Source organism: Mycobacterium sp. TH-M82 (assembly GCF_057473605.1).
In genome coordinates, this window is record NZ_JBYCKY010000116.1 from 1 (window position 1) to 1,178 (window position 1,178).

The window sequence follows — 1,178 nt, forward strand, 5'->3', positions numbered from 1 at the left end:
CGGGAGCGCCCTCCGGCAACGTGTACTGGGTGAACGTGTCCAGGTCGGCCAGCGTCTTCCCGGACCGTCGCAACGCCCCGGACGCCTCGAGCTCCTCAATCCGGCTGAGCTTCTTCGGCTTGGCCGGACTCAGCGTCGCGATGACCTTGCCGTGGCGGGTGATCTCGATGGTTTCGCCCTTCTCCGCCCGGGCGAACATCGCGCTGGGATTGTAGGAGAACTCGCGTATCGACACCGTGCTCATCAGCGCCCCCTTCGCTACACGTAGGAACAATTGTGTATCGGTCACGTCGGCGCCCGGGTCAGCGGATGGCAGCACAGACCGATGGGGATGGCCGCGGCGTGTCCGATCGCGGTGAAGTCCGCATCGGCGATCAGCGGTACGGCGAAGATGACGATCAGCACCGCCAGATAGCCCCAGCGCCACGGTGAGGCGATGTGATAGGTCAGCACAGCCATCACGCCGACCAGAAAATAGCTGACTCCGACATCGCGGGCATGCACCAGCAGTTCTGGCTCCTCGTGCAGATTGATCAGCAGGTACAGCGCGCCTTCACTGATGTAGGTCGCCCCGATGTGCGCGATCAATCCCACCGCGAGCCAGCGCAGGTGGCCGAGCCAATGCTCAGCCGGCGCCAGGAACAGGGTGAACAACACCAGATACGCCAGCCAGTACTTGCCGTCGATCCACAACAGGCTGGAGAACAGCACTTCCAGCGGATTGGTGGCCAGGTGCGCCACGTTGGTGGACTGGTCGATGAGGATGGCGGTTACCCGCCGTCCGGCGAAGTGCTGGATGACGGTGGTGATCAACAGCACGCTCAGCCACAGATACGTCAGCGGGGCACTGCGGACGAAATGCCACGCAGCGGCCAGTCGGGCCGGGCCGGTCCTCACCTCTGCCACGGGGTCACGCGTCGCACGGCGCTCACTACTCGACGGTGACCGACTTGGCCAGATTCCGCGGTTTGTCCACGTCATAGCCGCGGGCCTGCGCAACACCGGCGGCGAACACCTGCAGCGGGATCGTCGACAGCAGCGGCTGGAGAAGCGTTGACACCGCAGGGATTTCGATCAGGTGATCGGCGTAGGGCCGCACCGTGTCGTCGCCCTCCTCGGCGATGACGATGGTGGTCGCCCCGCGGCTCTGGATCTCGCGGATGTTCGACAGCACCTTG

3 protein-coding genes are annotated in these 1,178 nt (G+C 64.7%); all 3 read right to left on the reverse strand.

Annotation, left to right across the window (positions count from 1 at the left end):
- Nucleotides 1–244: type II toxin-antitoxin system Phd/YefM family antitoxin (locus AC2VON_RS03410; RefSeq protein WP_486951683.1), on the reverse strand; the 244-nt coding region annotated here is incomplete at its 3' end.
- A 41-nt stretch (nt 245–285) separates the two neighbouring features.
- Nucleotides 286–906, reverse strand: a complete 621-nt coding sequence (locus AC2VON_RS03415) for a rhomboid-like protein (protein WP_486951684.1) — start codon at nt 904–906, stop codon at nt 286–288.
- A 25-nt stretch (nt 907–931) separates the two neighbouring features.
- On the reverse strand, nt 932–1,178 hold a 247-nt coding region (locus AC2VON_RS03420), incomplete at its 5' end, for an SIS domain-containing protein (RefSeq protein WP_486951685.1).